21 protein-coding genes and 2 tRNA genes are annotated in these 22,452 nt (G+C 73.7%); 10 read left to right on the top strand and 13 right to left on the bottom strand.

The features are described 5' to 3' along the window. Positions 1–45 precede the first annotated feature (45 nt). Both CLV35_RS12050 and CLV35_RS12045 read left to right on the top strand, forming a co-directional pair. On the top strand, positions 46–750 hold the full coding sequence (locus CLV35_RS12050; protein WP_121193729.1) for a response regulator transcription factor: 705 nt from the start codon (positions 46–48) through the stop codon (positions 748–750). Next, positions 747–2,018, top strand: a complete 1,272-nt coding sequence (locus tag CLV35_RS12045; RefSeq protein ID WP_231121744.1) for a sensor histidine kinase — start codon at positions 747–749, stop codon at positions 2,016–2,018. The genes CLV35_RS12050 and CLV35_RS12045 overlap by 4 nt, the downstream gene beginning before the upstream one ends. Before the next feature lie 7 nt (positions 2,019–2,025). Here CLV35_RS12045 and CLV35_RS12040 read toward each other — a convergent pair whose 3' ends face one another. The 5 genes from CLV35_RS12040 to CLV35_RS20095 form a co-directional block, all read right to left on the bottom strand. Next, a complete protein-coding gene (locus tag CLV35_RS12040) occupies positions 2,026–3,624 on the bottom strand; it encodes a nickel/cobalt transporter (RefSeq protein WP_121193728.1) in 1,599 nt (532 codons plus the stop codon). Beyond that, a complete protein-coding gene (locus CLV35_RS12035; RefSeq protein ID WP_121193727.1) occupies positions 3,621–4,928 on the bottom strand; it encodes a tetratricopeptide repeat protein in 1,308 nt (435 codons plus the stop codon). Before CLV35_RS12035 ends, CLV35_RS12040 begins: the two co-directional genes overlap by 4 nt. Before the next feature lie 109 nt (positions 4,929–5,037). Then, positions 5,038–6,522, bottom strand: a complete 1,485-nt coding sequence (locus CLV35_RS12030; RefSeq protein WP_121193726.1) for a DUF4331 domain-containing protein — start codon at positions 6,520–6,522, stop codon at positions 5,038–5,040. Between the two features lie 181 nt (positions 6,523–6,703). Next, on the bottom strand, positions 6,704–7,189 hold the full coding sequence (locus CLV35_RS20100) for a metal-dependent hydrolase (RefSeq protein ID WP_183061947.1): 486 nt from the start codon (positions 7,187–7,189) through the stop codon (positions 6,704–6,706). An 80-nt stretch (positions 7,190–7,269) separates the two neighbouring features. Continuing rightward, positions 7,270–7,692: a hypothetical protein gene (locus tag CLV35_RS20095; RefSeq protein ID WP_183061946.1), complete on the bottom strand. Its 423-nt coding sequence runs from the start codon at positions 7,690–7,692 to the stop codon at positions 7,270–7,272. A 137-nt stretch (positions 7,693–7,829) separates the two neighbouring features. On the opposite strand from CLV35_RS20095, the gene CLV35_RS12020 reads away from it, so the two are divergent. Next, on the top strand, positions 7,830–8,666 hold the full coding sequence (locus CLV35_RS12020; protein ID WP_407938208.1) for an NAD-dependent protein deacetylase: 837 nt from the start codon (positions 7,830–7,832) through the stop codon (positions 8,664–8,666). On the opposite strand, the gene CLV35_RS12015 is transcribed toward CLV35_RS12020, so the two are convergent. Together CLV35_RS12015 and CLV35_RS12010 are read right to left on the bottom strand one after the other, a co-directional pair. Continuing rightward, positions 8,644–9,807: a SpoIIE family protein phosphatase gene (locus tag CLV35_RS12015; protein WP_121193724.1), complete on the bottom strand. Its 1,164-nt coding sequence runs from the start codon at positions 9,805–9,807 to the stop codon at positions 8,644–8,646. The genes CLV35_RS12020 and CLV35_RS12015 overlap by 23 nt on opposite strands. Continuing rightward, complete coding sequence (locus CLV35_RS12010; protein WP_121193723.1) at positions 9,800–10,597, bottom strand: alpha/beta fold hydrolase; 798 nt, start codon at positions 10,595–10,597, stop codon at positions 9,800–9,802. Before CLV35_RS12010 ends, CLV35_RS12015 begins: the two co-directional genes overlap by 8 nt. A 95-nt stretch (positions 10,598–10,692) precedes the next feature. On the opposite strand from CLV35_RS12010, the gene CLV35_RS12005 reads away from it, so the two are divergent. Continuing rightward, positions 10,693–11,085, top strand: coding sequence for a universal stress protein (locus CLV35_RS12005; protein WP_121193722.1), 393 nt, complete (start codon positions 10,693–10,695; stop codon positions 11,083–11,085). A gap of 151 nt (positions 11,086–11,236) precedes the next feature. Here CLV35_RS12005 and CLV35_RS12000 read toward each other — a convergent pair whose 3' ends face one another. Further along, on the bottom strand, positions 11,237–13,180 hold the full coding sequence (locus CLV35_RS12000; protein ID WP_121193721.1) for a putative bifunctional diguanylate cyclase/phosphodiesterase: 1,944 nt from the start codon (positions 13,178–13,180) through the stop codon (positions 11,237–11,239). 104 nt (positions 13,181–13,284) lie between these two features. On the opposite strand from CLV35_RS12000, the gene CLV35_RS11995 reads away from it, so the two are divergent. Together CLV35_RS11995 and CLV35_RS11990 are read left to right on the top strand one after the other, a co-directional pair. Next, entirely contained in the window at positions 13,285–14,112 is an 828-nt protein-coding gene (locus tag CLV35_RS11995) for a hypothetical protein (RefSeq protein ID WP_121193720.1), read from the top strand. Positions 14,113–14,114: 2 nt separating this feature from the next. Continuing rightward, positions 14,115–16,007 carry a PD40 domain-containing protein gene (locus CLV35_RS11990; protein ID WP_183061945.1) on the top strand — a complete coding sequence of 631 codons (1,893 nt, stop codon included), beginning with the start codon at positions 14,115–14,117 and terminating at the stop codon, positions 16,005–16,007. Between the two features lie 24 nt (positions 16,008–16,031). Here the strand turns inward: CLV35_RS11990 and CLV35_RS11985 are convergent, their stop codons facing one another. Continuing rightward, positions 16,032–16,655 carry an SMI1/KNR4 family protein gene (locus CLV35_RS11985; RefSeq protein ID WP_147431953.1) on the bottom strand — a complete coding sequence of 208 codons (624 nt, stop codon included), beginning with the start codon at positions 16,653–16,655 and terminating at the stop codon, positions 16,032–16,034. A gap of 56 nt (positions 16,656–16,711) precedes the next feature. Beyond that, positions 16,712–16,785 (bottom strand) — tRNA-Ile (locus tag CLV35_RS11980). Positions 16,786–16,894: 109 nt separating this feature from the next. Here CLV35_RS11980 and CLV35_RS19735 point away from each other — a divergent pair. Continuing rightward, positions 16,895–17,209, top strand: a complete 315-nt coding sequence (locus tag CLV35_RS19735) for a hypothetical protein (RefSeq protein ID WP_147431952.1) — start codon at positions 16,895–16,897, stop codon at positions 17,207–17,209. An 11-nt stretch (positions 17,210–17,220) separates the two neighbouring features. Here the strand turns inward: CLV35_RS19735 and CLV35_RS11975 are convergent. Next, positions 17,221–17,293: transfer RNA gene (locus tag CLV35_RS11975), tRNA-Asn, on the bottom strand. A gap of 158 nt (positions 17,294–17,451) precedes the next feature. Here CLV35_RS11975 and CLV35_RS20090 point away from each other — a divergent pair. The 3 genes from CLV35_RS20090 to CLV35_RS11960 are packed head-to-tail and all read left to right on the top strand — an operon-like array spanning position 17,452 to position 19,381. Continuing rightward, the gene (locus tag CLV35_RS20090) at positions 17,452–17,850 is read left to right on the top strand and encodes a YtxH domain-containing protein (protein WP_183061944.1); all 399 of its coding nucleotides are present in this window, start codon (positions 17,452–17,454) and stop codon (positions 17,848–17,850) included. Positions 17,851–17,857: 7 nt separating this feature from the next. After that, positions 17,858–18,298: a DUF5709 domain-containing protein gene (locus tag CLV35_RS11965; protein WP_121193717.1), complete on the top strand. Its 441-nt coding sequence runs from the start codon at positions 17,858–17,860 to the stop codon at positions 18,296–18,298. A gap of 6 nt (positions 18,299–18,304) precedes the next feature. Then, positions 18,305–19,381, top strand: a complete 1,077-nt coding sequence (locus CLV35_RS11960; protein ID WP_121193716.1) for a DNA topoisomerase IB — start codon at positions 18,305–18,307, stop codon at positions 19,379–19,381. A 7-nt stretch (positions 19,382–19,388) separates the two neighbouring features. On the opposite strand, the gene CLV35_RS11955 is transcribed toward CLV35_RS11960, so the two are convergent. Then, complete coding sequence (locus CLV35_RS11955) at positions 19,389–20,504, bottom strand: RNA polymerase sigma factor (protein ID WP_121193715.1); 1,116 nt, start codon at positions 20,502–20,504, stop codon at positions 19,389–19,391. Between the two features lie 102 nt (positions 20,505–20,606). Then, positions 20,607–22,448 carry a DNA primase gene (gene dnaG, locus CLV35_RS11950; RefSeq protein WP_121193714.1) on the bottom strand — a complete coding sequence of 614 codons (1,842 nt, stop codon included), beginning with the start codon at positions 22,446–22,448 and terminating at the stop codon, positions 20,607–20,609. Positions 22,449–22,452: the final 4 nt, after the last annotated feature.

The raw sequence follows: 22,452 nt of genomic DNA, 5'->3' as shown, positions 1-22,452 counted from the left end.
CCGAGGGCGTCTCCCGCGGGCCCGCCCCCGCGTACGGTGGCTCCCATGCGCCTGCTGGTCGTGGAGGACGAGGAAGACCTGGCCGACGCCCTGCGCTTCGGGCTGGCCTCGTCCGGCTTCGCCGTCGACGTCGCGCTCACCGGAGCTGACGCCGAGGAGCGGCTCTCGGTCAACGCCTACGACGTCGTGGTGCTCGACCTCAACCTGCCCGACGCCGACGGCGTCGACATCCTGCGCTCGCTGCGCTCCGGCGAGCTCGACGCCGCCGGCGGCGCCGACACCCGGGTGCTGCTGCTGACCGCGCGATCGAGCCTCGACCACCGCGTACGCGGCCTCGACGCCGGCGCGGACGACTACCTCGTCAAGCCCTTCGCCTTCCAGGAACTGCAGGCGCGGCTCCGCGCGTTGCTGCGGCGGGAGACCGCGGGCGGCGACGCGGTCCTGCGGGTCGGGCCGGTGGAGCTCGACACCGCCCGACGCACGGCGGCGCGCTCCGGGCGCGAGCTGCGGCTGACCAACAAGGAGCTGGGCGTGCTCGAGTACCTCATGCACCGCCCGGGCCACGTCGTCTCGAGCGAGGAGCTGCTCGAGCACGTGTGGGACGAGAACGCCGACCCGTTCACCCAGACCGTACGCGTGACGGTCGGCACGCTGCGGCGCAAGCTCTCGCTCGACGACGAGGAGCAGCTGCTCGAGACGGTCGTGGGACAGGGCTACCGGCTGCGCGAGCCGGCCGGGGGCCCGCGGTGAACCACCTCTGGGGCGGGCTGTCGCGCTACGGCCCGCAGTGGGCGCGCACGATCCGGTTCCGGCTGACGGTGACCTGGTCGGCGGTCCTCTTCGGGCTCGCCGGCCTGGTCGTCGGCATCATCTACGTCGCCGTGCGCGCGCGGGTGACCTCCAGCGCGATGTCGACGCGGCCGCGGCTGACCGACATCCAGGCGGTCGACCCGACGACCGGCCGACTCATCTCGTTCGACAGCGTGCGGCTGATCCCGCAGGCGAGCTTCACCCGCGCGGTCAACGAGCAGACGCTCGACACGCTGCGCCGCTACAGCATCTCGGCGCTGCTGCTCCTGCTCGTGGCCAGCCTGGTGATCGGCTGGTGGCTGTCGGGACGGCTGCTCGCACCGGTCGCGCGCATCACGGCCACGGCCCGCGACATCACGGCGACCGACCTCTCGCGCCGCATCCGCCTCGACGGGCCCGACGACGAGCTGCGCCAGCTCTCCGACACGATCGACGCGATGCTCGACCGCCTCGACGACGCCTTCACCTCGCAGCGGATGATCGTCGACGACGCCTCCCACGAGCTGCGCAACCCGCTCGCCATCATCCGGGCCAACGTCGACGCCGTGCTCTCGCGCCCCGACGCGCCCGCCGAGGACCGCGCCCGGGCCGTGGCCGTCATCGACCGGGCCGCCGAGCGGATGGCCCGGCTGGTCGACGACCTGCTCGCAACCTCGCGCCGCGCAGGCCCGGCGTTCGTCGAGTCCGACGTCGAGCTCGCCCTCGTCGGCCGCGAAGCCCTCGAGGAGCAGGAGATCGTCGCCGGCGCGAGCGGGGTGCTGCTGCGCTCGGGGCTGGTCGACGGGGTCAGCGTCATCGGTGACCGCGACGCCCTGCGCCGCGCGGTCGTCAACCTGCTGAGCAACGCCGTGCGCTTCAGCCCGCCCGGCAGCGACGTGCTGCTGGCGGGCGGCCGCCTGGGGCAGTGGGCGTGGCTCGCCGTCCGCGACTCTGGCCCGGGCATCGACCCTGCCGACCACCGGCGCATCTTCGACCGCTTCTCGCGCGTCGTCGGCCGCCGCGCCCGCCACGACGGCCACGCCGGGCTGGGTCTCGCGATCGTCCGGCAGATCGTCGAGAGCCACGGCGGCACGGTGGCCGTGCACTCAGCGCCGGGCGTCGGCAGCACGTTCGTCATCTGGCTGCCGGTGGCCGGCGTGACCGCCGACGGGACGCCGGTGCCGGTGGCCGTCGACCCGCTGGTCAGCCGCCACATCGTGACGGGCTAGCGGCTCCTCACAGCGCCAGCAGCCCCCGCACGACCACGACCACACCGAGCGTGCAGACGCCCACCGCAGCCAGCGCGGGCGCCCAGCGCAGCACCGGCCCTGCGGCGCGGGCCAGCCGCGACGTACCCGTGCCGGCGAGCGTCAGCCGCTCCCCCGCGGTCGCCACCGCGATGCCCACCGCGGTCAGCGTCACCGCCATGCCCAGACCGAACGCGACCACGAGCACCACGCCGAGCCACCAGTGCCCGGTCGCCACGGCGCCGAGCAGGACGACCACGGCAGTCGGGCTGGGCACCAGGCCGCCGGCGAGGCCCATCGCCACCAGCCCCGACCGGCGCGGCTTCTCGTCGACCTCGTCGTGGGAGTGCGGGTGCGGCTCCGGCTCGGCCTCCGGCGATGACAGCTGGGTCGGGAGGGTCAGCGTCGTGGCAGAGGTGCCACCGCGTACGAGCACCGCCTGACGCGCCAGCGGCGCTGGGACAGGACCGTGCGAGTGGCCGCCGTGCAAGTGGGTGTGCCCTCCGTGCGAGTGCGTGTGGCCGCCGTGGGAGTGCTCGCCGTGGGAGTGCTCACCGTGCAGGTGCTCGTGGCCCCGTCCGCGACGCACCTGCCTCACGAGGTTGAGCCCGACGGCGACGACGAGCAGACCGCTGAGCATGCTGAGCCAGGGGTACGCGTGGGCCGGCGTGAACGCCGCACCTGTGCTCACGAGCAGCCCCAGGACGAGCACGCCCGCCGTGTGGGTCAGCGTGACGGTCGTGCCCACCGTGAATGCGGCGCGCAGCGAGCGGGCCTGCCGCCCGGCGAGGTAGAACGCCATGACGGTCTTGCCGTGGCCGGGGGCGACGGCGTGCGCGGCACCGATGGCGGCGGCCAGCAGCAGCGCGAGCACCACCGCACCCGTGCCTACCCCGCCCTCGCCGACCAAGGAGGTGAAGGCGTTCGACAGCGCATCGGCAGGCCGCGACACCAGCGCGACCTGGCCGGTCGGCTCGAGCAGCCGCGCACCGCCGGGTGTGGCGGTGAAGCGGGCGGAGCGCCGGTCCTCCGGTGACTTGAGCATGTCCTGCGGGTACGCGGTGAGCCGGTTGCTCACGCTGGTGGCCGGGGCGTCGCTGCGGGACACCGTCGCGGAGTCGCCGCGGACCGTGACCTCGTGCCAGCCGACGTGGTCGGCGGCGGCGCGGTCGGTGAAGCGGACTTCAGTGGCCTCCTCGAGCTCGACGGCCGCGCGCAGGTCGCACTCGAGGCGCAGGGTCTGCAGGCCGGCGGCGCCGGGCAGCAGCTGCGCGGTGGCCCCGTGCACCGTGAGCGCGACCGGCTGCGCGGAGACGGTGACGCCGAGCAGGGACGCCTGGGCGGCGCAGGCCTTCGGGGCGTAGGCGGCGAGGTTCCCGCCGATGGCGCGCTTCTGCTGCACGGTGGGGATCTCGGCGTAGTCCATGACGTGGTCGACGCGCACCTCGCTCGGCGAGACCACCACGCCCGAGTAGGAGTTGACCGTGAAGTTGCCCAGCGGATGGGCACTCGCCGCGGCAGCGGGCACCACGACGGCGGCCGCCGTGACACCGGCGAGCAGCAGCGCGCGGCGGATCGAGAGCGTCACGTGGCCCCCAGGGCGGTCAGTGCCCGGCGCGCGGCGGGCGCGTAGAGCGGCGAGAAGGTCGGGTCGAGCGCGAGCGCGCGGCGCAGCGTCTTCACGGCGGCGGCTCGCTGGCCGGCGCCCTTCTGCGCCATGCCCAGGTGGTAGAGGACGCGGGAGTCCTTGGTGCCCAGACGGTTCGCCTGGACGAGGTAGGGCAGCGCCTCCCGGTCACGGCCGGCCGCATGGAGGGCCCAGCCGAGCGCGTCGGCCGAGGAGATGCTGTGGCGGCGGGCCCACTCGGCCTTCGCCACCCTCAGCGCCTCGGCCGGTGAGCCGTGGTCCGCCTCGTAGTGGGCGATCTCGAGGTCGTAGTCGACGCCGTTCGCCCGCGCCAGCTCCGCGCTGGCGGCCACCACTGCGTACTGGTCCTGCGCCTCGGCCTTGCGCCCCTGCGACTCGAGCAGCTCGCCGTAGGCCAGCAGGTACTCCGGGATCGGCATCTTGTCGACGACCGTCTGCCACAGCGCCTCGGCCTTCGAGACCTGGCCGGAGGAGCCGTAGAGCACCGCCTGGTAGGCCATGGCGGGGACGTAGCCGGGTTCCGCGCGCAGCGCCGCGGCGTACTCCGTGGCTGCCGTGCGGCTGTCGCCGTCCTGCTTCGCCAGCTGGCCGAGGTGGAAGTGGGCGAAGGCCTTGTCGTCGGGCAGCGTGGCGTTCTCGAGCGCCAGCGTCATGAGCCGGCGCGCCTCTCGGGTGTCGCCGTGCAGCTCGGCGATGTAGGACAGGCGGGTGAACGTCGGCACCCCGGGGCGCACGTCGTCGGCGGCGTGCGCCGCCTTGAGCGCCTCGTCGTAGCGACCGAGCTCGTCCAGGGCGTCGACCTGCACCTCGAGCGCGCCGGGGCTCGTGGGCGAGATGTCGAGCGCCTTGCGCGACCACGCGAGCGCAGCGGTGAAGTCGTGCCGCGCGGCGGTCAGCGCGGCCATGCCGATGGAGGCGTCGACGTTGTCGACGGGCTGGACGCGCAGCGAGGTCTCGAGCGCCTCCTGGGCCTTCGGGTAGTACGTCGGTTCGCTCGTCACCCGGGCCTGTGCGACGTACTCGGACCCGAGAGCAGCCCACGACGAGGCGTCCTTCGGCTGCGCCCGCAGGTGGGCCTGCAGCGAGGCGATGACCGAGGCAGGGTCCCCGGACGCCCGACCGGCGACCCCGGAGTCGGCGACCGTGGGCGGTGACTGCCGTGTCGAGGGCCAGCCGATGCCGGCACCGAGGAACAGCGCCGACGCGAGGCCGACGACGGCCACGACGGGGATGAGGCGACGCACGATGGCTCCTCGATGGGTGCCGACAGGCACGGTCTGGTGTGGCGCCGAGCGGTACGCGGTCCCGCCCGGCCGGTGGCGGACCACCGGCCGGGCAGGGACTACGGGCGGATCAGGCCGCGGCAGGCGCGGACTGACGGCGGCGCGCGGTGAGGGCGAGCGCCCCACCGGCGACGAGGGTGAGCAGACCGAGGCCCGCGACGCCCACGGGGAGCGACGAGCCCGGCCCCGACGGCGAGCCGTCGGGCTTGCCACCGGAGAGCAGCGAGGTCATGCCGCTCGGACCAGGACGCACGGTCGAGCCGGAGTTCGGCGCGGCGACGTAGGGGAACGCCGTGTCGAACGCCTTGTCGTTGGCGTTGACCCCGTCACCGAGGTCGTTCGGCGAGCCGACGAGCTCGCCGGCGACCGCCTGGAGCGAGATGTCCAGGACGTCGTCGCCGAGGCGACGACCGTTCGGGAAGCCCTGCAGGTCACCACCGAGCACGCCGAGGCGGTTGGGGCTGGCCGTGACCGGCGTGGAGGTGTTGAGCCGCAGCTCCTCACCCGGCACGACGTTCGCCGGCTGGTTCAGCCCCTTGACCCCGGTGAGGAACACCGAGACCAGGTCGTTGCGGGGCGTCGCCGGAGCCTTGAGCCCGTAGATCGCCTGCAGCAGCGTGGGCAGCTCGGGCTTCGTGACGTAGTTCAGGAACTGGCCGTCACCGCTCGGGCTGGAGGCGTTGAACGCGTCCTTGTCCTTGCTGGGGATGACGACCTCGTTGACCAGCGGGTTGCCCAGCCGCGAGACCGAGACCCACTTGCCGGACGCGTTCTTCTTGATGGTCGAGGTCCAGACGCCGATGACCGGCTCCCCGCCCTTGGTGACCTCGGAGATCGGGACCTGCACGCCGAGGGTGTTGACGTTGTAGCCGTTGAGCGTGTCGTGGCCGACCTCGGACAGGTTGCCGCCGTAGAGCAGGTCGAACACGCGCAGGTCGGCGAAGAACGGGTCGTCCGCCTGGCCCGCGAACGCGAGCCCGCCGCCCGGCATGGAGTGCCGGGCCTGGCCGCGCAGGGTCCAGTAGTTCGGCATCGAGGCGGCGCCGACGTAGGACGGGGCGGTGAAGCCCTCGCGCACGACGACCGAGCTCTTGCCGTTCTCGATCTTCCGGACGATGTAGCGCTGGGTGTAGTTCAGGTCAGGGTCGTTCTTGTCCGTGACCTGGCCGGTGTTGTAGAGGAACGTGCCCGGGTTCTTGTACTTCCCGACGAAGGTGAAGCGGTAGGTGATGTCCGCCTTCGCGTCACCGTTGTTGTCGATGTTGAGGTCGTAGGCGGCGTTGTCGTCCCACGGGTAGAAGTTCGGGCCGCCGGACGGGTCCTGGAAGGGCAGCCAGTTGCCCAGCAGGGTGACCGTGTCGGGCTTGTCCGGACTGCGGAACGCGTAGGTGTCGGTCGCGTCGTCCTGCGGCATGCCGGCGATGAGGGGAGCCTCACGGTGGCTGGACGCAGAAGCGGGCGACGCGGCGAGGGTGGCGAAGCCGGTCGTGGCCAGCAGGGCACCTGCGCCGATCAGCGCGGTGGCTCGTGCTCTCTGGCGGTGGGGACGGGTCATGGACTCGGTGTCCTCCTCGGTTCGGGCCGGCGACGTCGCCGACCCCGGGTGCGCCCTACCCTCGGGGTAGCGGGGGGAACCTCCGGTGGGCGCCACTCGATCGACTGAAGCTGGCACTCCTTCCGCTGCGCCCCTGGGCGCGGACTCGTCCGACGGCTACCGAGAGGTGCTTCGGAACCGGTCACCGAGCGGATGGGTCCCCGGCGCGACGAGCCGGCGGCGACGTGCGGCGGGCGTCCCGGAGGACGGCGCAGGCGGACAGCGCCGCGAGCGCGCCGGCGTAGACCGCGTAGGGCAGCAGGGTCCGGTGCCGGTCGAGCGGCGCGAGCAGGGCGAGCCCCGGGCCGGTGGCGACGTCGCGCACGAAGTGCAGGCACACGCCAGCGGCCGCGGCGAGGAGCAGGTCGCGCCAGCGGGGGACGAGCAGGGCCGCGACGCCGAGCGCCACGGGCGTGAAGAGGCTGTGCGTCACCGGCCGCCCACCGCCGCCGAGGGCGGTCAGGTGCAGGTAGTAGGGCGCGTGGTCGACGTCGATCGCGACCGAGCACGCCGCCGTGAGCGCCAGCAGGCGCTGTCGCCGGCGCAGCACCTCGGGAGCGAGCGCGGCGAGGCACACGCCGGTCGTGGCCAGGTGCCCCACCCAGTCGAGCGGGCCGAGCAGCGGCACCGGCCAGCTGCGCGCCTCGATGACGGCGTCGTCGATCAGGACGACGCCGAGCAGCAGCGGCGCGAGCGAGCGGCGCGAGGTCAGCTCTCGGGGGTGCAGGACGCCGTGACGTGGGTGTAGGCGCCCGGGATGAGCACCTTCTGCAGCATCGCGCGGTCGAGGCGCGAGGGGTAGGCGGTGCCGACGATGCCGTCGACCTGCGGGCAGTCGGGCGCGGTCACGTGCAGCGTGGCGGTCGCTCCGGGCTGCAGCGTCTTGGTCCGGGCAGCGGTGAGCACCTGCGGCCACTGCGACGGCGGGGCCAGGCGCTGGTAGGCCAGCAGCGTCACGGTCACCGGACCCGGCGCGCTCGCGTCGAGGTGGACCTTGAGGGTGCCGCGGTTGTCGAACTTGACGACCGTGAGGCCCTGCTTGGCGGTCGGCGCCGCCTCTGCCGCGGTGGCGGCCGGCAGCCCGAGGCCGACAGCCGCGAGGACGGCCCCTGCAGCAACAGCTCTGCGCATCTCGCACCCCTTCTCGCCCACCCCGTGCGGGCACACAGTACCCAGGTCGCTGCCTGCGCAACAGCCGATCGTGCGACATCCGGAGCCCGTGTCGGCAACTCTCACGCAGCGTGCACGCGCGACGATCGTCAGGCACCATCGGAGGGGTGGGCGCAGCACTCCTCGACCGGCTCGACGTCCTTGGCAGCCTGGTGGCCGAGGGCGGCGTCGCCGTGCTCAGCGGCGCCGGGCTCTCGACGGAGTCCGGCATCCCCGACTACCGAGGCGCGACGGGCCGGGCGCGCCCGTCGACGCCGATGACCTACCAGGTGTTCACCGGCAGCGAGCAGGCCCGGCGGCGCTACTGGGCGCGCAGCTTCGTCGGCTGGCAGGTCATCGGCGGTGCGGCGCCCAACACCGGCCACCTCGCGGTGACCTCGCTGCAGCGCGCCGGCGCCCTGGCCGGCGTCGTCACGCAGAACGTCGACGGCCTCCACACGGCGGCCGGCACGGCCGACGTGGTCGAGCTGCACGGCAACCTCGGCCGGGTGGTCTGCCTCGGCTGCGGGGCCGTGACTCCTCGTCAGGAGCTGACCGGCCGGCTGGCCGCGGCCAACCGCGGCTGGGCCGCGGAGGTGCGCGGCGTGCACGCCGACGGCGACGCCGACATCGACGACGCCACCCTCGACTCCTTCACGGTCGTGGCGTGCACCTCCTGCGGCGGGGTGCTCAAGCCCGACGTCGTGTTCTTCGGCGAGCGGGTGCCGCCCGAGCGCGTCGCCGCCTCGACCGAGCTGGTGGCCGGGGCCCGCAGCCTGCTGGTCCTCGGCTCGTCGCTGACCGTCATGTCGGGCTTCCGCTTCGTCCTCCAGGCCGCGAAGCGGCCGATCCCCGTCGCGATCGTCAACGAGGGGCCGACGCGCGGCGACGCGTACGCGGTGGCGAAGCTCGAGGCGCCGCTGGGCGCCGTGCTCAGCCGGCTGGCGGCACGCTGAGGGCGACGACCGCGATGTCGTCGCGGGCGTTGCCCTGCTGGAAGAGCAGCACGTCGTCGAGCAGCCCGTGCACGAGGGAGTCGGCGCTGCCTGCGAAGCGCAGGAGCGCTGCGTCGAGGCGGTCCTCGCCGTAGAACTCGGCGCCGCGGCGACCCTCGGTGACCCCGTCGGTGTGCACCACCAGCGCCTGCCCCGGCCGCAGGCGCAGCTCGACGTCGCGGAAGCGCGGGTCCGGCAGCACGCCGACCAGCGAGCCGGGCTTCCCCACGCGCCGCGGCTCCTCCCCGGGGCTGAGCAGGAGGGGCAGGGGGTGCCCGCCGGAGGAGACCGCCACCGACCAGCCCTCGTCGTCCTGGGTCAGGCGCAGCACCGCCACGGTGCAGAAGCGCTCGTCACCCGTGCGCAGGAGCACCTCGTTGAGCAGGTGCAGGGTCTGCGAGGGCTCGGGGCGGCCGACCGACGCGGCTCGTACGGTGTGGCGCGCCAGCGAGGTGACGACGGCGGCCTCCACCCCCTTGCCGCACACGTCGCCGACCACGACGACCCAGGAGCCGGCGCTCAGCTCGAAGACGTCGTAGAAGTCGCCGCCCACCTCCTCGCCGGAGCCGGCCGGCCGGTAGGCCGCCGCGATGTCGAGCCCGGGCACGTGCGGCGGCGCCGGGGGGATCAGCGTGGTCTGCAGCGTCCGGGCCAGCTGGCGGGCCCGCGCCTCGGACTCCTCGGCCCGCTGCTTGGCCGCCAGGAGCTCGCGCTCGTAGCTGCGCCGCTCGGTGGCGTCGAAGACCGCCGTGCGCACCACGACGGGCGCGCCGGCGGCGTCGCGCTCCAGCACCGAGTTGACGAGCACCGGCACCCGCGTGCCGTCGGCACGCACCAGGTCGAGCGCGATCTCCCTGGCGCTGCCGCTCATCTGCAGCAGTGGTGCGTAGTGGGTCTCGTGGAAGATGCGGCCGCCGCCGGTGAGCAGGTCGGTGAACCGCTTGCGCCCGACCAGCTCCCCACGGGCGTAGCCCGTCAGCGAGGCGAAGGTCGAGTTGACGGAGAGCAGCGTGCCGTCGGGCCGGGTCGTGAGGTAGCCGCAGGGCGCGAGGTCGTCGAGCTCTCCCACGGTGTCGAGCACCACCGCGAGCCCCTCAGGCATCGACGAACTCGGCGATGGCGCTGGTGGTCTGCTCGGGCGCGCTGAGGTTCGGGCAGTGGCCTCGGGCGTCGAGCACCACCAGGCGCGCCCCGGGGATGGCGTCGCGGACGTACTCGCCCACCGCGACGGGTGCGATGACGTCCTCGCTGCACTGCAGGACCAGCGTCGGGGTGCGCACGTCGGCGAGGTCGGCCCGGTTGTCCGAGCGGAAGGTCACCTCGGCGAAGCGGCGCGCGACGGCCGGGTCGCTGCGGCAGAAGCTCGCTGTGAGCTCGGCGCCCAGCTCGGGCCGCTCGGGGTTGCCCATGATGGCCGGCGCCATGACGCTGGACCAGCCGAGGTAGTTGCTCTCGAGGGAGTCGAGCAGCTCGGTGATGTCCTCGTCGGCGAAGCCGCCGACGTAGCCGTCGTCGTCGACGTAGCGGGGCGACGGGCCCACCATGACCAGCTTGGCGAAGCGCTCGGGGTCGGCCTTGACGGCCAGCGCGGCGATCATCGCCGAGACCGAGTGCCCGACGAGCACCACGTCGGTGAGCTCCAGCTCGCGGCAGATCTCGAGCAGGTCCTCGGAGTAGGCCTCCAGGCTCGAGTAGCGTGCGGGGTCGTAGGCGGTGGGGTCGGACCCGCCGCAGCCCACGTGGTCGAACAGCACGACGCGGTAGCGGTCGGCGAAGCGCGGGGCCACGAACCGCCACATGTTCTGGTCGCAGCCGAAGCCGTGCGCGAAGACCATCGGCTGGGCGCCGGGGGGCCCGCTGACGCGTACGTTGTGGCGCGACACGGCCTTCATGCACGAAGGCTAGTCCTGTCGCGCGCCTCGATTGTGCACGCGGTGCGAAGTGGCCTTGAATGGCGCCCGAGCAACCCCACCGAAGGAGAGCACGGATGACCATCCTCGTCGGCTACGTCCCGACCGACGCCGGGAACGCGGCGCTGAGCACGGCGGTGAGCGAGGCCAAGCTGCGCTCCACCGGCCTGCTGCTCGTCAACACCGCGACCGGCGGCAACTTCGCCGCGGGCACCTTCGCCGACGAGAAGGACATCGACTCGGTCGTCGCGGCCATCGAGGAGGAGGGCGTCTCGGTGACGGTGCGCCAGCTCCCCGACGCCAACCCGGCCGACGCGCTGCTGAGCGCCTCGGAGGAAGCGGGCATCGAGCTGCTCGTCATCGGCCTGCGACGCCGCTCGGCCGTGGCCAAGCTCGTCATGGGCAGCACCGCCCAGCGCCTCCTGCTCGAGGCCTCGTGCCCCGTGCTCGCCGTGAAGGCGCCGCTCTGAGCGGTTGAGCCGGACGGGTGAGCACGGGCGCCGGCGCTCAAGCGGGCGGCCGGGCCGACCGATCCGCCCGCATGAGGACGATCCGTTCGGGCGTACGCCTGCTGCCCGTCACGCTCATGGCTGCCCTGCTGCTCGCCCCGGGCGTCGCCGGTCAGCTGCTCTCGTTGCGCTGAGCCGGGCCGCTGTCGCTGCGCTGGGCCGGGCGTCGTAGGTCCAGCGTGCTGCGCCGCAGCTCCAGCGTCGCGGGCGCCGGAGGTGCGAGCGCCAGGACCTGCTCGGTCTCGTCGCCCGGCGCGGGCGCGGCGAACAGCCGGCCCTGCGCGTACCTGCACCGGTTGCGCACGAGCAGCGCGAGCTGCGACTCGGTCTCGACGCCCTCGGCCACCACGGGCACCCGCAGCGTCTCGGCCATCGCGCAGATGGCCGAGATCGCAGCGGCCGCGTGCTCCGAGCCGGCCGCGGAGCCGACGACGCCGCGGTCGACCTTGATGGCGTCTACGGGCACGCGCTCGAGCGAGGCCAGCGAGGTCCAGCCCGTGCCGAAGTCGTCGAGGTGCAGGGCGATGCCGAGCGCGCGCAGGTCGCCCAGCACCTTGCTGGTCTGCGCCGAGTCGGCGAGCAGCACGTTCTCCGTGAGCTCGAAGGCGAGGCACGTGCCCGGCAGCCCCACGTCCGAGAGCGCTGAGCGCACCTGCGCCGGGAAGTCCGAGCGCAGCTGGCGGGGCGAGACGTTCACCGACATGACGAAGGTCTCCGGCACCACGCCGGCCCGCCGCCAGTCGAGGAGCTGGAAGAGCGCCTCGCGCAGCACCCAGTCGCCGATCGGCACCACCAGCCGGGTCTCCTCCGCCAGCGGGACGAAGGTCGAGGGCTCGAGCAGGCCGAGCTCCGGGTGCTGCCAGCGCAGCAGCGCCTCGGCGCCGCGCCAGCGCCGCTCGGCCACGTCGACCACCGGCTGGTAGTAGAGCCGGAGCTGGCGGTCGTCGAGGCCCTTGCGCAGCGCCGCGTCGAGACCCATGCGGTAGTGCGCGCCGGCGCGCATCAGCTCGTCGTAGACGACGTGGACTCCCCCGCCGAGGCTCTTGGCGCGGTACATCGCGGCGTCGGCCTCCCGGAGCAGCGCAGTGGCGCTCGACCCGGCGTCGCAGGTGCACGAGATCCCCATGCTCCCCGAGACCCAGACCTCGCCGTCGGGCAGCTCGAAGGCCGAGCGCCAGGCGCTCGAGAGCCGCTGGGCGAACGCCCCGACGTCCGGGTCGCCGTCGGCGCACCTGCTGATGACGGCGAACTCGTCGCCTCCGAGGCGCACGGCGACCTCTCCGGGCTGGAGGGCGGCCTGCATGCGCCGGGCCAGCGCGGCGAGCAGCTCGTCGCCCGTCTCGTGGCCGTAGGTGTCGTTCACCAGCTTGAAGTCGTCGAGGTCGAGCAGCGTCACCACCACCGAGCCGCCGCACCGGTCGCGCGCGGCGAGCGCCTCCTCCGCGCGCATCGCGTAGAGCCGGCGGTTGGCCAGCCCGGTGAGCGGGTCGTGGAGGGCCAGGTCGCGCAGCCGGCCCTCGCTGGTGCGGACGATGTGCGCCGACCAGCCCACCAGCATCGCCGTGACGGTGACCGTGGCGGTGCTGAACAGCCACAGGGCCAGCGCCCGGCCCGCAGAGACGGGCAGCAGCGCGAGCGACACCGCGTTGAGCACCGCCACCCAGGCGGTGTGCGCTGCGGCCGCGCGGCGCGAGAAGAAGAACGCGGCGTACGGCGTGGCCCAGACCCAGAACCACCGCAGGTCGCCGGTCGCATCGTCGCTCGCGACGTAGCCGGCCGCGATCAGCACCTGGACGACGGCCAGCACCGCGTGCAGGACCCAGCGCGGCGCCCGGTCGAGCAGACCGACGGCCAGCACCGCGCCCAGGGTGACCGCCAGGACGGCGGTGCCGGTGATGACCGCGTTGCCCTCGTCGGAGCCGTGCGGGAGCGTCAGCCAGACGAGCGCGACCAGTCCCCCGACGACGTAGAGCACGCCCAGCGAACGGAACATCTCTCGCGCGCTCGGCACGCTGACGAGTCCCGAGGTGTCGGTCTCGCGGCGCGGCGCGTCCACGCTGCGAAGGGTAGTCGCGCGGAGTGGGTCCGGGGAGGGCCCGAAAGCGTGACATCTCGCCCCTGCACCTGAACCAGGCAGTGGTCGCAGGTGCTCCCTAGGGCGTGACACACCTCCGTCGCGCGGGGCTCGGCCTCGCCCTCGCCGTACCCCTCGCCCTCGTGGGCGTCGCGCAGGCCCGGGCGCTGACGCCCGGACCCGGTCCGGCGACGACCGTCTCTAGCGTCGCGCTCGGGAGCGCGCGGGTCTCGCTCACCGGCGCCCGCGTACGCCTGGTGCCCGTCTCCGTCCACCTCGTCGACCCGGCGGGCGTGCAGCGGCACCCGGCCTCGACCGACGAGGAGCGCTCGACCTCCTGCCCGTGCGTCAGGGTCGAGCAGCCGTTCGGCGGTGCCTCGGGCGGCCGCGCCGCGCGCACGGTCGTCCTGCGGCTGACCGGCGGCACGGCGCAGGACGGCACGTGGTCGGGCACCTTCCCCGTGTCGGCCCAGGACGCCGGCACCTGGCTGGTCCGGTCGCTCATCGCCGGGACGATCGACACCCGCGCCCAGGGGTTCCCCAGTGGCACCGGGTGGGTCCGCCTCAGCGACGTGGGCACGGCGCAGCCGCCCGCGCTGCGGGTCACCGGACGCGCACCGCTCCTGCTCACTGCCCGGGCTCGGCTCGTGCGGAAGAACACGCTGCGCGTCACCGGGACCGCGCGAGTCGGGCGGCGGCCGGCAGCCGGCATCGTCCTGCAGGTCCGAGCGCTGACCTGCGGCGACATCGAGGGTCCCGGCGGGGTGCTCCGGCGGGTCCGGACCAGCCGGGCGGGGACCTTCTCCACCGTCGTCTCGACGTCGGCGTTCGCCATCGACTCGGGAGTCTGCGTGACCTACGGCCCGACCGGCACCTCGTTGCAGACCGCCCTGTACGCCTCGGCCGGTGCCTGATGATGCGGCGGCTGCTGGCGGGCGCGCTGGCCGCCACGACCCTGCTGCCGCTGTGCGCACCGGTCGCCGCGGCCGACGAGGCTCCGACGCTCGAGGACCTCGTCGTGACATCGGTGGGCGGAGAGGTCTGGCAGGTGTCGGCGGACGGCAGCCGTCGCACGCTGCTCGCGTCGGCCGTCGACCCGACCGGCGCGACGCGCAGGGCGGTCGAGCTGTCGCCCGACCGCACCAGGCTCGCCTACCTCACCGCCGGGGACGCCCTCGCCGAGGTCCACGTGCAAGGCGTACGCGGCGGCCCGGTGAGCATCGTCGCGCGGACCGACGCGGACGGCCGGGGGGCGCCGTCGGACCTCACCTGGTCGGGACCGTCCAGCCTGCTGGCAGCCACGGAGGACGTGGGCGCGGACTCCGCCCCCGATGCGATCACCGTCCTAGGGCTGGCGCCTCCCAGCGCCGCTCCGCTCGTCGGCAGCGGACCGACCGGACAGCCCACCGTGGACCCGCGCGACCCGGCCCACGTGGTGGCCGTGCGTCCGACGTGGCTGGACTCCGGCGGCGGGCTCGTGCCGCTCCCGGCGTCGGGCTCTCCTGCGCTGCTGTCCGACCCGCTCGCGACCGGAGCCGTCCGGCAGCCAGCGTTCTCGCCCGACGGGTCCAGGCTGGCGTGGCTGCGCTCGGTCGAGCAGCGGGACGCCGCCGGCAAGGTCACGAGCTCCCTGAGCGAGCTGGTCGTCGGCGGCGCCGACGGCGCAGGCGCCCATGTGCTCCCCGTGCCGCCCGCCCCTGACCTGGAGGCACCCGTATGGGCACCGGACGGCAGTGCGGTGCTCGTCGAGAGCCGCGACTCCGGCCAGCAGGTGCAGCGCACAGGGACGGTGTGGCGCGCGCCTGTCGACGGAGCCGCGGCCGTGGCCCTCGCTCTGCCTGCGCGGCTCACCGGCTCACTGGTCGCCGCGGTCCCCTCCGCTCCCACCGGGCCGCAGGTGACCGGGGCGGGTGTCAGCACCAGCAGCGGTCGCATCTCGCTGTCCTGGAACGCCCCGGCCGACGCGACCGTCACCGTCGCCCGCACCGACGGCCCCTTCGGCACCGGTGCTGGCACTCCGGTCGCTGTCAGCGGGAGCTCCGCCACGGACGCGAGCGTCCAGCCGGGCGGCACCTACACCTACGTCCTCACCGCGACGGTCAGCGGCGTCGCCGGCACACCGGTCCTGCTGCCGGTGCAGGCGGTCGACGCGCCGGTGGACGTCTCGCTGCGCGACCTCGGCGCCCAGGCGCCCGACGGCCAGTTCCGGCCGCAGTACGTCTCCTGCACGGTGCTCTGCGCGTCCGACGTCGGCACCCTGGACTACGCGGTGCTCGACCCGCGCACCAGGAGGCGGGGGCCGTGGACGGCGGTCGCCGGGACGCCCGACGGCCGATGGAGCACCTTCGAGCCGGTCGTCGTGACCCCCGGCCACGCCTACGTGGTTCGCGCCCGCGGGGCCGACGAGTTCGGCAACCTGACGCTGCCGCGCACCTCCGGCCCCTACCTGGCCCCGCTCGACGACCGGGCGCTGCGCGTGTCACGCGGCTGGAGCCGGCTCCGCGCCAGCCACGCGTGGCGCGGCACGCTGACCACCACGTCGTCGGTCGGGCGCGCGGCGAGCGTCGCCTTCACCGGCACGCGGGTCAGCGTCCTGGGCAGCCGCGGACCGCGCAGCGGCGCAGCCGTCGTCCTCGTCGACGGCAAGCAGGTCGGGCGAGCGGTGGCGCACGCGGCGTACTCGAGCACCGGCGAGGAGCTGTGGACCAGCCGTACGCTGCGCCGCGGCCGCCACGTGCTGACCCTGCGCACCACCGCCGTCGGCAGGTACGCCGCCTTCGCCGTCGACGGCATCACGGTCACGCCGTGACGATGCGGCAGGTGGCAGCGGACGTCACCTGAGGTCGACGACCTCCGCCGCGTCGAGCTCCGCCCAGTCCAGCGCTCCATCGGTCACGAAGGGGCGCAGGACGCCGTTCCAGGGTGCCGACGTGCTCAGGCACAGGGCCAACTGCGCGGTGAACTCGACGCGGCTCGCGGCTGCTGCAGGAGCTACCAACTGCTCCACAGGCGAGTAGTAGCAGACACAGCCGGACTGTTCCCCCGGCCGAAGGTCGAGCACCCAGAAGGAGCCCTCCAGCCCAGCGAAGGGCAGCAGCCAGGGGACGTAGTGACCGACAGGTCCTCCAGCCGCTGGGTCCATCGCTGCCGGGATGCCGAAGTCGTCCATGACCCCCGCGACGACCACCAACTGCTCCAGGGCAATGAGGATTCCCTGCACGCTCAACAGTGGAGCGCCGAAGAAGATGCCAGACGCGTCGTCGTACGGATCGTCCACGCCGTCGTGCGCGAGCAGCAGCGTCTTCAAGGCGTCAGGCCACGGCACGCCGGTCACGCCCTCCGCGTGAGCGATGGATGCCGGATCGGCAGGAGGACTCAGCACGCCCGCGCTTCGTGGTGCATGAGCGCCCAGCCAGGCTTCGACCGAAGCCCACGCCTGTACAGGGTCATGGGACACGGTCCACTCCTTCGCAGCCAGCTCCTCGATCCCCCGACGTCGGGGATGTGAGCCAGTGGGGCGGGTGGGGCTCGAACCCACGACCGAGGGATTATGAGTCCCCTGCTCTGACCGGCTGAGCTACCGCCCCGGAGCCGGGCAATGCTCCCACGGGCGCGGCGTGCGACCCCGACGTACCCGGCTCGTAACGTTCCTGTGAACGACGGCACGGGTGGCCGCGCGGCGGGGCATGCTCGAGCATGGCCCACACCGACGAGACCCGACAGCAGCTGCTCACCCTCGAGCGCCGGCTCGCCGTCGCAGCGCCCATGCAGGCACCTCAGCACGACGCGGAGATGACCGAGCTGTTCGTGCAGGCGCACGCCGCCTTGCCGCCGCTGGCCTTCCACGCGTGGGCCGCGTGCTCGTTCGCCGCACGGCGGGGGCTGGCGAGCGACGAGGAGCTCGACGCGATGGGCGCCGACGCCTACGGGGTGCTGTTCGAGCTCGAGCGGCGCGGGATCCTGGCGGAGTTCGAGCGGGCCGTGAGCGTGCCGCCGCAGGGCGGCCGGTGAGCCGCAGGAGGCTCCCGCATTTGGACTCGAACCAAAAACCTGCCGGTTAACAGCCGGCTGCTCTGCCAATTGAGCTATGCGGGATCAGCGCTCCGAGACTCCCGCAGCGCGGCACTCAGACTAGCGCATGGCAGTCGCGCGCGGCGCCAGGTGTCACGGGCACCGGCGGCGGGGATGCCTCCTGGGAACAGGACGGTCACCGAGGCCGGACCCGAGCCAGGGAGACGCCCATGATGCGAAGGATGACGTTCCTCGCCGGCTTCGCCGCCGGCTACGTCGTCGGTGCGCGAGCGGGCCGCGAGCGCTACGAGCAGATCGCCAGCGCCGGTCGCACGCTGATGAGCAACCCGAAGGTGCAGCAGACCACCGACATGGCCAAGCACCAGGCCGCCGACCTCGCCGAGACGGCGAAGTCGCAGGCTGCCGGCCTGGCCGACACGGCCAAGACCCGGGTCCACGACAAGATCGAGGAGCGCCGCTCGGGCGGCGACGACTCGTCGGGCAGCATGTCCGGCAGCAGCACGTCCCCGAGCACGATGCCCACCGGCGCGGCCGACGACAGCGTCTTCGTCGTCGACCTCAACGACCACGTCGGCACCGGCACCGGGCCGACCGGCACCAACGACCGAATGGGGCTCTGACCCGCACGTGAGCATCCCGAACCCTGAGAACTGGGCCAACGACGCGGCCTTCCCCGACGTCGTCGACGACGCCTACCCCGAGCGCGAGCGCCTGGTCGACCCGGAGGAGCCCGCGCTCCCCGGCGACCGCTACATCGGCGTCGACGCCGTGGGCACGACCGTGGAGGAGGAGATCGAGGGCGAGTCGCTCGACCAGAAGGTCGCCCGCGAGGTGCCCGACACGATCGCCGACCCGCGCGACGACCGGCCCCGCGAGGCCGAGGGCTACGTCGACGAGTCGGGCGACCCCGACACCCTCGAGGCCGGCGACGTCTACGCCGGGCGGCTGGTCCAGCCCGACGAGGGCGCTCACTCCGACGACGAGGACGACGAGGTCGCCTCTGCCTACCTCCACGGCGAGACCGACGCGTCTCCCGAGGAGCTCGCCATGCACGTCCGCGAGGCCTAGGTCCTGATGCCCCGACTCCGGCGCGCCGACTGCTCGAAGCCAGGCATCCGGCGGCGGCGCGCCGGCAAGGGGTGGGCCTACTACGGCCCCGACGGGTCCAAGATCATCGACCCCGCGGTCAAGGCCCGCCTCGACGCGCTCGTCCTGCCGCCGGCGTGGAAGGACGTGTGGATCTGCCCGTGGCCCAACGGCCACATCCAGGCTCTCGGCACCGACGCAGCCGGCCGCCGGCAGTACCGCTACCACGAGCAGTGGCGCATCGAGCGCGACCGCGCGAAGCACGACCGGGTGCTCACCTTCGCCCAGAGCCTGCCCGAGGCGCGCGACCGCGTCGCCGCCGACCTGTCGGGCACCTCCATGAGCCGCGCGCGCGCGCTCGCCTGCGCCTTCCGGCTGCTCGACCTCGGGTTCTTCCGGGTCGGCAGCGAGGAGTACGCCGAGGAGAACGGCACCTACGGCCTCGCCACCATGCGCCGCGAGCACGTCACGGTCACCGGTCGCGAGGTGGTGTTCGAGTACACCGCCAAGAGCTCCAAGCACCGGGTGCAGTCGATCGTCGACGACGACGTGCTCGCCGTCGTGCAGGAGCTGCTGGACCGCGACGACGCGAACCCCGAGCTGCTGGCCTTCCGCACCGACGACGGCGCCGGCGAGTGGTGCGACGTGAAGTCCGTCGACATCAACGACTACGTCAAGCAGGTCACCGGCTGCGAGGTGAGCGCCAAGGACTTCCGCACCTGGCACGCCACCGTCCTGATGGCCGTGGCGCTCGCGGTGTCGTCGAACGCGGCGGCGAGCCCGTCGGCGCGCAAGCGAGCGGTCTCGCGGGGGGTGACGGAGGTGAGCACCTACCTCGGCAACACTCCCGCGGTGTGCCGCAAGTCCTACATCGACCCGCGCGTCATCGACCTGTTCGACGACGGCGTCACGGTCGCGCCGGCGCTCGAGCGGCTCGGCGAGGAGGCGGTCTTCGGCGAGCCCGCCACCCACGGTCAGATCGAGGCGGCCGTGCTGACGCTGCTCACGGGCCAGGTCGACGCGTCGCAGCGGCGCCTGCGCAGCTCGCACACGAAGGCCGCGTGAACTCCGCTCAGAGGTAGTCGCGCAGCTGCACCGCGTAGGCCGGCTGGCGCAGCTTTGCCAGCGTCTTGGCCTCGATCTGGCGCACCCGCTCTCGGGTCACGCCGAACTGCCGGCCGACCTCCTCCAGGGTGTGGACCTCGCCGTCGGCGAGCCCGTAGCGCAGCCGCACCACCTGGCGCTCGCGCTCCCCCAGCTTCTGCAGCACCTGCTCGAGGTGGTCGGTGAGCAACTGCGCGCACACCGAGTCGATGGGCGCCGCCGCCTCCGAGTCCTCGATGAGGTCGCCGAGCTCCGAGCCGCCGTCCTCGCCGACGGCGAGGTGCAGAGAGACGGGCTCCACAGCCGTACGCAGCGCCTCCACCACCCGCTCCGCGGCGATCTGCACGTGCTCGCCGATCTCCTCCGGCGTCGGCTCGCGGCCGAGGTCCTGGGCGAGGGTGCGCTGGGCGCGCAGGACGCGGTTGATGTTCTCGGCCATGTGGACCGGGACGCGGATCGTGCGTCCCTGGTCGGCCAGTGCGCGGCTGACCGACTGGCGGATCCACCACGAGGCGTAGGTCGAGAACTTGTAGCCGCGGGCGTAGTCGAACTTCTCGACCGCGCGGATCAGCCCGAGGTTGCCCTCCTGGATCAGGTCGAGCAACGGGAGGCCGCGGCCGGCGTAGCGCTTGGCCACCGACACGACCAGGCGCAGGTTCGCCGCCACGAGGTGGTCCTTGGCGCGCCGGCCCTCGCGGGCGACGGTCTGCAGGTCGATGCGCAGCACCACGTCGTCTACGCCCTGGGAGAGCCGCTCCTCGGCGAACAGGCCCGCCTCGATCGAGCGGGCGAGGCTGACCTCGTCCTCGGCCGTCAGCAGCTTGACCCGGCCGATCTCGCGCAGGTAGAGCCGCACGAGGTCGGTGACGCTGCCGGTCGTGGCGTCGAGCTGCGCGGGGATCGTGACGTCGGAGTCGTCGACGACGTCGGCACCGACCAGCGCCTCGAGCTCGGCGGGCGAGTTCGGGACCTCGATGTCGGCGAGGGCGACGAGCTCCTCGCCGTCGCTGGGCTCGCGGGGGGCTACCACTGCCGGCACGACAGGGGCGGGCTCCTGGGGGTGGGCGCTGCGCTGCGCGCTCATCGGCACGGACTCAGTCTGCTACCGGGCCGCTCGCGGCGGAGGGGAAATGGGCGCGCCGTCAGGTCACGACACGGCCACAACTGCACAAGTGGACCATCGAGGTCACGCTTCGCCCATCGACCGCTCACGCAGCGTCCTGCGCCGCGTCTCCAGCCGGAGGTACTCGCTCGACACCTCGGGCAGGCGGGCGGTGTCGCCCGAGGACTCCAGCTGCTGCATGCGGCGGAAGACGTCGGCGAGCGAACGCTCCACCGCGTACATCTCCAGCTTGGCGAACACCTCGGTCGCGTAGCGCGCCAGCTGCGTCGCGTCGGCGAACGGCGCCTCGACGGCCAGCGCGGCGACCAGACCGCGCACCGTCTCGTCGTCGCCGGCGGCCTCCGTGACCGCCGAGACCCAGACCGGCCCGCCGGCCGGCGCCCCGCCCGCGCGGGCGGTCGAGACCGCAGCGGCCACCGCGGCGTAGGCAGGGTCGTCGAAGGCGTCGAGGTCGAGCCCGTCGAGCACGCTGCCGACGGCCTGCGGCGACTGCAGCAGCAGCTTGAGCGCCTCGCGCTGCACGAACACGGTCGGGCCGCCGCCCGGTGCAGGAGCGGCGACGTGGCGCCGGGCGTTGCCCAGCGTGCCGCCCGCGCGGGCGACGAGCTCGTCGGGGTTGCTCAGGCCGATGAGGCCGGCGAGGCGCCGGGCGTACTCGGTGCGCAGCGCGACGGTGCGGATCTGGCGCACGACCTCCATGCCGGCGCGCGCCGCGGCGGTGCGGCCCTCGGCGCTGTCGACGTCGTAGCGCGCGACCGCGGAGCGGATCGCGAACTCGAAGAGGGGTACGCGGCGGCTGACCAGCTCGCGCACGGCCTCCGGGCCCTTGCGGAGGCGGACGTCGCACGGGTCGAGCCCGTCGGGCTCGACGGCCACGAAGGTCTGGGTCGCGAAGCTCTCCTCGAGCTCGAACGCCTTGAGCGCGGCGCGCCGGCCGGCCTCGTCGCCGTCGAAGGTGAACACGACCTCGCCGCGCAGCTCGTTGTCGACGAGCAGCAGCCGGCGCAGCACCCGGGCGTGGTCCTCGCCGAAGGCGGTGCCGCAGGTGGCCACCGCGGTCGGCACCCCCGACAGGTGCGCGGCCATGACGTCGGTGTAGCCCTCGACGACGACGGCCTGCGAGCGCTTGGCGATCTCGCGGCGGGCGAGGTCGAGGCCGTAGAGCACCGAGGACTTCTTGTAGACCGGCGTCTCGGAGGTGTTGAGGTACTTCGCCTCGATGCGGTCGTCGTCGAAGATGCGTCGCGCGCCGAAGCCCAGCACGGCCCCGGCGGAGTCGCGGATCGGCCAGAGCAGCCGGCCGCGGAAGCGGTCGTAGAGGCCGCGCGACCCGGTGCCGGCCAGGCCGGCGGCGACCAGGTCGTCGTCGCGCGCGCCGCGGCCGCGCAGGTGCCGCACCAGCGCCTCGCCGTCGCGCGGCGCGAAGCCGACCCCGAACATCTCTGCCGCCGCACGGTCGAAGCCGCGCTCGGAGAGGAACCGGCGCCCGGGCAGCGCGTCGGCCAGCAGCAGCCGCTCGGCGTAGAACTCGGCGGCGGCCTTGTTGGCCTCCATCAGGCGGCTGCGCTGGCCGGCGAGGCGGGGGTCGGCCGTCTCGCCGTCGGTGTAGCGCAGCGCGATGCCCACCCGGCCGGCGAGCTGCTCGACCGCCTCGGCGAACGAGAGCGAGTCGAGCTGCGTGACGAAGGAGATGACGTCGCCGCCGACGCCGCAGCCGAAGCAGTGGAACGTGCCGAGGCTCGGCCGCACCGACATCGAGGGCGTCTTCTCGTCGTGGAAGGGGCAGAGCCCCTTGAAGTTGCCCCCGCCCGCGTTGCGGAGGGTGACCCGCTCGCCGATCACGTCGGCGATGTTGACGCGCTCCTTGACGAGGGCCACGTCCTCGTCACGAATCCGGCCCGCCACGCCC

This window comes from Motilibacter peucedani, from assembly GCF_003634695.1.
Classification (GTDB): domain Bacteria; phylum Actinomycetota; class Actinomycetes; order Motilibacterales; family Motilibacteraceae; genus Motilibacter; species Motilibacter peucedani.
Note: the sequence above shows the minus strand (reverse complement) of the source record. Positions and strands in the feature narration are given on the sequence as shown.